An 8,870-nucleotide genomic window follows, 5' to 3' on the forward strand; every position below is an offset into this window, starting at 1 on the left:
TAAGGGCCAGTTCCGGCGGCAGCACGGTCACGACCCGCCGGTCGCCCTTGGGCATATGTTCGGGGGCCGTGGCCATGAACAGGTCCATCACCACAATGGAATCCTGTGCGGCTTCCGCCCCACAACTGACCGTGGGGTAGACGACAACCCGGCCGGTCGCGTCACGTTCCTCATTCATGGGAAAATACCTTGTCTGTTGGCTTACGGGCGCTTGGGGGTGGGGCGTGTCTGTTCACGCCGCAAGTCCAGCCTCAGTTCCTGGATGGTCTTGCGGGCAATGGCCAGTTCGTCACGCACGCGGGCCAGCTCCGCCTTGAGTGCGACGATTTCTGCCCGCAGGGCGGGAGGATGATCAGCCATTGGCAGCCCTTTCTTCGTTATCAGGAGGTTTTGGGGGCGGATGCGAAACGTGAACGCACCTGTTCAAACAGGGTTCGGGCCGCCATGTCCTTCGTATCGGTATGTTCGATATGATGGCGCATGCGGGCCGCGATCACATCGGCCTCCACAACGCCCGCATCCACCAGCATCTGCATGAGATCCATGACCACAAGCTGCTGGGCCGCAATCATCCTGACCACCGGCATGACCTTGGCCTGCGCCGCATCGCCCGCCGCCTGCGCAAGGGCCTTGCGCAACTGGTCCGTCATGGCCTGATCGTTCATGATTGTCACAACTCCGCTCTTGTCATCATCGGGCAGGCATGGTGATAGCAAACAGCCCACGCAGCAATGCCGCCCATGCAGGGCGGCCCATCCGTTCACGATGTAACGCCCCCCGCGCAGGACCGTAAACCGCCATGTCTCCACCCACCATCCGGATGATGAATTACATGTGACCTACATTCTGGCATCCGGGCCGGGCGGGCAGAACGTCAACAAGGTCGCGACCGCGGCACAGTTGCGCTTTGACGCCCGCAATTCCCCCTCCCTCCCGCACCGCATAAAACAGAAGCTGGTGGAGATAGCGGGCAGCCGGATGACGGGGGATGGCGTGATCGTGCTGACGGCCCGGCGCTTTCGCAGCCAGATCCGCAACCGGGAGGACGCGGTGGCCCGCCTGCACGACATGATCGCGCAGGCCAGCACCGTACAGACCTATCGTGTGCCCACCCGCCCCTCACGCGGGCAGCGCAGGCGGCGGATGGAAAACAAGCAGCACCGCAGCCGCGTCAAACAGGGCCGCAGCAATCGTTACACTGACTGAGCGGCGCGTCCGTTCAGGCCGCGACCTGCTTCTGTTCCGTCATGATGCGCCGCAGCAGCGGCACGAATTCCGACAGGTGGGCGATACGGAAAAGCCCCGGCCATTGCGGCGCGGGCTGGGCCGGATCACGCAGCAGCACGCAGGCCATACCCGCCAGGCGGGCGGCTTCCACGCCGGCATCGGAATCTTCCAGCACGATGCAGTTGCCGGGCGGGATGTTGTCCTGCTCCGCGGCATACAGGTACAGATCGGGCCGGGGCTTGGGCATGTCCAGATCGCGACCGGAATGGATGCGGTCTTCCTCCAGCAACTGGTCGAGGCCCGTGCTGCTGAATTTGGCGTCCATCTCCGCCATGGATGAGTTGGAGCCGATCCGCACCGGCAGGCCCAGCGCCAACGTGGCCTGAAGCATGTCTTCCGCGCCATCAACGGTCTGGGCATCGGTTTTCATCATGGTCACGATGCGGTTCTGCACGATCATATCCCAGTTATCGGGCAGTTCCCGGCCACTTTCACGGGCGATACGATCACGAATCTTGGCCAGTTCACCACCGGTGAACAGTTTGTTTGCCTGCGCGTCCGTAATGTTCCAGCCATATTTCCGCGCTTCCTGCGCCATGATGCAGGTGGACAGGTATTCCCCATCGACCAGAACGCCATCACAATCGAAAATAACCATGCGTAATTTCCCGTCGGGGCGCACGGCCGCAGGCAGTTGATTATCGGATTTGCTGTGTAAATTCAAAGTTCAGACCCTACCTTTCATGCACTTCCTACGCGCTGAACCACAAAACATATGGCGCCAGAAGTCATGCATTATAGATATGGGATGATTTTTGATATTGGAAGGATAAATTTTACAAATTTTTGCGCATCAGTAAATAAAAATATTTTTTGATTATTTATGATATTTTATCATTTATTTAAATTTTTATTCACAATAAATGTCTGAAATTAACCATTTTTATTTTTTTGATTACACATATTATCCATATACTATTGAAAAATACTCATGTATTCGCCATATTCTGGCCATCATGTGTTCATGAACCGGACGGGAAAGGTCCGCTCCCTCCGGCCACGGGCGGCAGGGCCATGAAAGCAGAAACGGGAGTGGAACCAGCCTTCACGTGCCAGTCAGTAACCATGCCCCCTGCGGATGGTTGCCCGCATTCAATCTATGGAAATCCGTGCAGAGGTTGCCTGAAGCAGGCAATGCACTAAATGCCTGTAATCATGACAAATTTTCTGGTGAAGCTTTTTTCAAACAGCTTCAGGGAACGCCGCCTTTTGGAAAAAGGCGGCGCCCGGAAACCTGTGTTTTTCAGCAATCAGTCAAATGTTTTCCCGCGCGGCCGCACGATGGGCAGAATGTTCCCGGTTACGGCGTAATACACACGCTCCGATATATTCGTGGCGTGATCGCCAATGCGTTCAAGATTCTTGGCGATGAACAGCAGATGGGCGCAGGGGCCGATGTTGCGCGGGTCTTCCATCATATATGTCACCAGTTCACGGAACATGGAGACATACAGTTCATCCACCGCCGTATCCGAATGCCAGACAAGGCGCGCCAGTTCCGGATCCCGCTGGTCCATCGCATCGATGTGCGCCGCAGGTTTTCCTGCACCAGCCGCCCCATGCTGTGCAGTCCCGTCAGGGAAATGGGGCAGGACAGCAGTTCGTTACGCATGGCCCGGCGCGCGATGCTGGCCGCGCAGTCCCCGATGCGTTCCAGATCGCCCGAAATCTTCAGCGCCACCACCACCTCACGCAGGTCGCCCGCCATGGGCGCGCGCAGGGCCAGCAGGCGGATGACCAGCGCCTCGGTCTCGCGTTCCAGTTCATCGACCTGCGGGTCCATTTCGGGCGCGTCCAGGGCCGCGACCTCATCATGTTCGACCACGGCGGTAAGGGCCTGCGCCACCTGCCGCTCCACCAGCCCCCCCATCTTGTTTACAAGCGAGCGTAAGTGTTCCAGTTCCTGGTCATAGCTCTGGACCGTATGTACGGATTCTTGGGGCATCGTCCCTGCTTTCGCTTTCAGCCGAAGCGGCCGGTAATATAATCCTGGGTGCGTTTGGCCTGCGGGGCGGTGAACATCCTGTCGGCCGTGTCCACTTCCACCAGTTCACCCATGTAGAAAAACGCCACACGGTCCGCGCATCGCGCCGCCTGCTGCAGGTTATGCGTCACGATGGCGATGGAGAATTCCTGCTTCAGCTCATCCAGCAGTTCCTCGATCCGGGCAGTGGAAATCGGGTCCAGCGCGCTGGTCGGTTCGTCCAGCAGGATGATTTCGGGGCGCGTCGCAATGGTGCGCGCGATGCACAGGCGCTGCTGCTGCCCGCCCGACATGGCGGCCGCGGATGCGTTGAGCCGGTCCTTGACTTCGTTCCACAGCGCCACGCGCCGCAGCACGCCTTCCACGCGCTGGTCCATGTCCGTGCGCGACAGGCGTTCATGCAGCCGCACGCCAAAGGCGATGTTGTCGTATATGGACATGGGAAATGGCGTGGGTTTCTGGAACACCATGCCAATGCGCGAGCGCAGCACGTTCACGTCCAGCCCCGCGGAGAGGATGTTGCGGCCGTCAAACAGCACCTCCCCCGTCGCGCGCTGGCCGGGGTAGAGGTCGTACATGCGGTTGAGGATACGCAGCAGCGTTGACTTGCCACAGCCTGACGGGCCGATCATGCCCGTGACCTGACGCGCGGGGAAATCCAGCGATATGCCTTGAGGGCATGGTTGCTGCCGTACCAGAAGTCCAGATTGCGGATGGTCAGTGCCGGCACGGTCCTGTCGCGGCCTGTCGTGTCATCCATGATGATTTTGTTCATTGTTGTGCGGATCCATTGCGCGTGAGCCACCAGCGGGCGAGGATGTTCGTCGCAAGCACCGCGACGGTAATCAGCAGTGCCCCGGTCCATGCCATCTGCACCCAGTCATCATAGGCCGAACCGGCGTACTGGTAGATCGTGACCGGCAGGCTGGCCATGGGGGCGTTGAGGTTGGTGGACCAGTTCAGGTTGCCAAGGGAAGTGAAAAGCAGGGGCGCCGTCTCACCCGATATGCGGGCCAGCGCCAGCAGGATGCCGGTCATGATACCGCCGCGCGCCGAACGCAGGCACACACTCAGGATCACCCGCCACCCCGGCGCGCCCAGCGCATAGGCCGCTTCCCGCAGGGCGCGCGGGACGAGGCGCAGCATGTCCTCCGTCGTGCGGACGACGATGGGAATGAACAGGACCGCCAGCGCCAGCGTGCCCGCCATGCCGGAGAAATGTCCCGCCGGTTCCACGATGACAAGGTAGATGAACAGACCCACCAGAATGGACGGGACCGACAGCAGCATGTCGGACACGAACCGGACAAGGGCGACAATCCGCCCATCCTGACCGAATTCCGACAGGTAGATGCCCGCCATCATGCCGATCGGCGTGCCGATCAGGGCGGCAAGGCCGGTCTGTTCGCAACTGCCGATAATGGCGTTGGCAAGACCACCGCCGGTGCCGGGGGCCGCCGTGCTGTGCATGAAGGTGGGCAGGGACAGGCCCGCCGCCCCCCGTGTCACCAGTGTCCACAGGATTGAAAACAGCAGGAACAGCACGACCACCGTGGCCACGTTGCACAACAGGCTGACAAACCGTTCAACCAGCCTGCGCCGCACGGCCTGCGCACCGCCGCGCTGCCATCCACTGACATCGCCGGATTGCGACTGGGGGGCTGACATCATGGATTTCCTCACTTCGACGTGCCGCGCTGCAGGAAGATGCGCGAACAGGCCAGGGTAATGAATGAAATGATCATCAGGATCGCCCCCAGCGCCAGCAGGGCGGATAACTTCAGGCTACCGGCCGAACTTTCGGGAAATTCCAGCGCGATCAGGGAGGCAATGGTGTTGCCCGGCGCGAACAGCGACCAGCCAAGGCGGTTGCTGTTGCCGATGACGAAGGTCACGGCCATCGTCTCGCCCAGCGCGCGCCCCGTGCCCAGCATGATGCCCCCCATGACCGCCTGCCGCGACCATGGCAGGACGACCTGGCGCATCACCTCCCACCGCGTGGCGCCAAGGCCGAAGGCGCTTTCCTTCAGCACGGCGGGAATGGAAACGAATACATCCGTCATGACCGAACAGATGAACGGCGTGATCATGATGGCGAGGATCAGGCCGCCACTGAGCAGCCCGGTGCCATAGGGCGCGCCACGGAACAGCAGGCCGATGCCAGGCACATGGCCAAGGTAATGCGTGGCCACGGGTTCGATGTAATGCGCCATGAACGGCACCACGATGAAAAACCCCCACATGCCGAATATGATGGAAGGCACGGCGGCCAGAAGCTGCACGGCGGTTTCGATAAACCGCGCCAGTGCCGGCGGGGCCATTTCCACCAGCCAGAAGGCCACGCCAAAGGCGAACGGCACCGCGAAGACAAGCGCGATGACGGTCGTGACCAGCGTGCCGAAAATGGATGTCGCGGCGCCAAAGTGATCTGAAATCGGGTTCCATGCCGTGCTGGTGATGAAGCCGGGGCCAAAGACGGAAAATGCCCGCCACCCCCCGCTGACCAGCACGACGACGATCCCCGCCATGACAAGCAGGATGAACCACCCGGCCAGACGGGCGATCGTGCCAAAGACGAAATCGCCAAACCGCCCGTGCGTGTTTGTATCCATTGCGGCGCCGTTGCGGGCCGTCATGGCGGATGGAAGTTCCATCATATAATTCCTGATGTGTATGACACAACAGTAGCACTAGGCCGCCGCGCCGCACTGTGGCAATAATAACTTCCGCTGTTTTGTATGAAGTTTTTATGACACAAGTCACGGCATACATGTCAGCCCATGTATATTTGCACATGTCATGGAAAGTTCATTTATTTCCGGTTGCAGGCCGCCATGAACTCCTGCATAGCACCCGCAGCGGGGACGCCGTGCCTGCGCCGCCCCCAAAGGAAAACAGGCAGGAAGCAGCCTTATGTTTGAATCCAGCGTTATCGAGATCGACGGTATCTTCGTTGGCATCGTTTTTCACAATGCGCCCGACGAACCCTACAGATTCCGGGCGATGCATGAACGCGTGACACAGATGGATGGTGACATCCTGCCCACGTTCGAAGCCGCGGTGGCGCAGGCCCGCACCCGTTTCCGTCTGGGCCGCCGCCAGCCGTCGCGCGCCATGGAGACCGCACGCCTGCGGGCCTGAAGGCGCAAACGGCGCCCGGAGCGCCATCTGAAACAACCGATTGATACAAAACAATAAAGGTTTTGGGGCGATGCTTTTTTTTCAAAAGGCGACGCCTCCTTGAAAGCTTTTGAAAAAAGCTTCACCAAAACTTTTCCGGGTTTTACGGGATGCCTTGAAGGAGGGTTCGAGGTGCGCCGTATTTATTTAATAATACGCACATACCGGGAAGTTTTACTATATTTTATGAATTATTTATTTTAAATCCGCCCACCCCTGAACGGGCAGGGAAGCGGAGGCCGACACCTGTCATGCCGGTCTCCGCACCACCCTCATGCCTTTTGCAGACCGGGCTTCCCACGCTCCACGGCAAAACTGGCATAGGTGGAAAGCGTGCCGTCACGCACCATCACCCGGTCAAGCACCTTCAGGTCCGCGCGCCAGACATCGCGGCCGACATCACAGACAATATAACCGCGCTGGTTGGTCGTGGCCTTAAGCTGCGGGTTTTCGCGGCGGACGGAACGGCTGAATCCGTCATCATCACCCGAACCATCAGCCCCGATGAAATGGATGTGGCCAGGAACTCGACCGAGACAGGTCTGGGATGGTTCGCGTCATATACAAGATCACCGGCGAAATGGCGGTGCGCGTCCCCCGTTACGTTGACCACATTTCCCGGACAGTGCTGTTCGATGAACTGGAGCAGGCGCCTGCGGCTGTACATGTAGCCCGACCATTGATCCATGCTGTAAACCAGCCCGTCATAACCGGATTTGCGATGGGCCAGATTCATCATCATGACCTGATGGGCCAGGAGGTTCCACTTCGTGTCGGACCGGCCCAGCCCGGCAAAAAGCCACTGTTCCTGTTCATTGCCCATCATGGTGCGGTTGGGGGACCATACATCACCGTTCTGGGGGCCGGTCTCATCACCGTTCACCTGATCGCTGCGATACTGGCGGGTGTCCAGAACAAATATGTTCATGAGATCGCCATAACGCAGGTTACGGTAAAGCTGCATGTGGCTGCCATCGGGCAGGGATGTCAGGCGCAGCGGCATATGCTCGTAATAGGCCTGCATGGCGACGGCGCGACGCAGGCGGAAAATATCGGGGGGCGTGCCGTCCTGATCGGTGTCACCGGCCCAGTTATTGTCCACTTCATGGTCATCGGATGTGACAATCCACGGCACCGCCGCATGGGCGGCCTGCAGGTCCGCATCCATTTTGTACTGCGCGTAACGCCGACGGTATTCATCAAGCGAATAACATTCCGGCCCGACATGCCTGCGTAGCGCCTGGAACGGCCTGCCATCCATCCTGTGCATGCCGTTCCGGCTGTCGCCACTTTCGTAAATATAGTCGCCATAGTGAAAGACGAAATCAATCGGCTCGTTCGCAATGTTCCGCCATGCGGTGTAATAGCCCTGTTCGTAATGCTGGCAGCCGGCGACGGCAAACCGCACGCGGGCAGGGCTGGCGCCGGGCAGCGGGAATGTATGGCTCCGGCCCACGGGACTTTCAAACCCCGCGATGCGGAAACGGTACCAGTAGGGGCGGTCCGGCTTCAGGCCATCCACTTCCACATGCACGCTATGCGCCAGTTCCGGGTGGGCCAGCGCCTGCCCCCTGCGTACGATGTGGGTGAGTTTTTCATCTTCCGCCACTTCCCAGTCAACCAGCATGGGCCGGTTATGGGTCACGCCCGCCTCGGGCGCGAGGGGACGGGGCGCCAGCCGGGTCCAGATCACGAACCCATCGGGCGCGGGGTCACCCGATGCGATGCCAAGCTGAAAAGGAGAGGCGTCAAACCGGGGCTTCTCATCCAGGTTACGCGGTGTCGCCGCATGCAGGGCCCGGATGCGCGTTGACAACAGCAGGCCCGTGCCCATTCCGGTCAGAAAATGCCTTCGCCTGAGAATGACCATGAAATTTCCCTTCCTGAAATATCAGTTCATGGCTTTATACCGGGCAGGGCAAATAATACGCCGCGCATTCTCCAGATTCGCGCCATATTTCATTAAACTGTCACAAACAACAGCCTGTACTATGTCTTATACGGCAACAGCATTTTCCAGTAATCCCGGATGGGGAGATAAAGTTGCTGGCACGGAACCCGCTGGCCCACCGGCAGGCATGTAGACATTCCCCCATGGCGGGAGAAGACCGAAGACCGGAGCAGGGATGATCGGAAGCCGCACACCGGTTTACATCCGGTTTTCGCACGGGATACATTTTTCACACGCTCCAGCCCGACTTCGCCCTGCCGCAAACGCGCAGGCGCGGATTCCCGCCCTTTTTCGTGCCGCCGTTCCGGTTTCCCCCTGTTTTTTCGATCCTCCCCCTCATTTTCCGAGTAAGGTCATGACCCGAACCTCCCCTGTCTCTCCTGTCGTACATCATGTCATGCGGCACGGCGCGCCGACGCTGCGCCGGGCATTACCCATGCTGACAGCGGGCATATTGCTGGCGGCGGG

The 8,870-nt window shown here is 59.6% G+C and carries 8 protein-coding genes and 2 pseudogenes; 2 read left to right on the plus strand and 8 right to left on the minus strand.

From position 1 onward, the window contains the following. Positions 1–201: 201 nt before the first annotated feature. Positions 202–360: a hypothetical protein gene (locus JCM25156_RS29835; protein ID WP_183479426.1), complete on the minus strand. Its 159-nt coding sequence runs from the start codon at positions 358–360 to the stop codon at positions 202–204. A gap of 20 nt (positions 361–380) precedes the next feature. Next, positions 381–809: a hypothetical protein gene (locus JCM25156_RS06305; RefSeq protein WP_242402511.1), complete on the minus strand. Its 429-nt coding sequence runs from the start codon at positions 807–809 to the stop codon at positions 381–383. A 25-nt stretch (positions 810–834) separates the two neighbouring features. Here JCM25156_RS06305 and arfB point away from each other — a divergent pair, with 25 nt between their 5' ends. Beyond that, positions 835–1,206 carry an alternative ribosome rescue aminoacyl-tRNA hydrolase ArfB gene (arfB, locus tag JCM25156_RS06310; protein ID WP_025812511.1) on the plus strand — a complete coding sequence of 124 codons (372 nt, stop codon included), beginning with the start codon at positions 835–837 and terminating at the stop codon, positions 1,204–1,206. Positions 1,207–1,219: 13 nt separating this feature from the next. On the opposite strand, the gene JCM25156_RS06315 is transcribed toward arfB, so the two are convergent. From JCM25156_RS06315 to pstC, 5 genes and pseudogenes are all read right to left on the minus strand, one after another. After that, positions 1,220–1,885: an HAD family hydrolase gene (locus JCM25156_RS06315; protein WP_025812512.1), complete on the minus strand. Its 666-nt coding sequence runs from the start codon at positions 1,883–1,885 to the stop codon at positions 1,220–1,222. A gap of 652 nt (positions 1,886–2,537) precedes the next feature. Further along, a pseudogene (gene phoU / locus JCM25156_RS22070) lies at positions 2,538–3,232 on the minus strand (phosphate signaling complex protein PhoU). Between the two features lie 17 nt (positions 3,233–3,249). Continuing rightward, a pseudogene (gene pstB / locus JCM25156_RS22075) lies at positions 3,250–4,046 on the minus strand (phosphate ABC transporter ATP-binding protein PstB). Further along, positions 4,043–4,942, minus strand: coding sequence for a phosphate ABC transporter permease PstA (gene pstA / locus JCM25156_RS06335; protein WP_025812513.1), 900 nt, complete (start codon positions 4,940–4,942; stop codon positions 4,043–4,045). The pseudogene pstB and the gene pstA overlap by 4 nt, the downstream one beginning before the upstream one ends. A gap of 8 nt (positions 4,943–4,950) precedes the next feature. Next, positions 4,951–5,928 carry a phosphate ABC transporter permease subunit PstC gene (pstC, locus tag JCM25156_RS06340; RefSeq protein WP_025812514.1) on the minus strand — a complete coding sequence of 326 codons (978 nt, stop codon included), beginning with the start codon at positions 5,926–5,928 and terminating at the stop codon, positions 4,951–4,953. Positions 5,929–6,184: 256 nt separating this feature from the next. On the opposite strand from pstC, the gene JCM25156_RS06345 reads away from it, so the two are divergent. After that, positions 6,185–6,412 (plus strand): hypothetical protein, encoded by a 228-nt coding sequence (locus JCM25156_RS06345; protein ID WP_025812515.1) that lies wholly within the window; start codon positions 6,185–6,187, stop codon positions 6,410–6,412. A 406-nt stretch (positions 6,413–6,818) separates the two neighbouring features. Here the strand turns inward: JCM25156_RS06345 and JCM25156_RS22080 are convergent, their stop codons facing one another. Further along, on the minus strand, positions 6,819–8,285 hold the full coding sequence (locus tag JCM25156_RS22080) for an alkaline phosphatase D family protein (protein ID WP_242402512.1): 1,467 nt from the start codon (positions 8,283–8,285) through the stop codon (positions 6,819–6,821). Positions 8,286–8,870: the final 585 nt, after the last annotated feature.

The organism is Komagataeibacter kakiaceti JCM 25156, assembly GCF_000613305.1.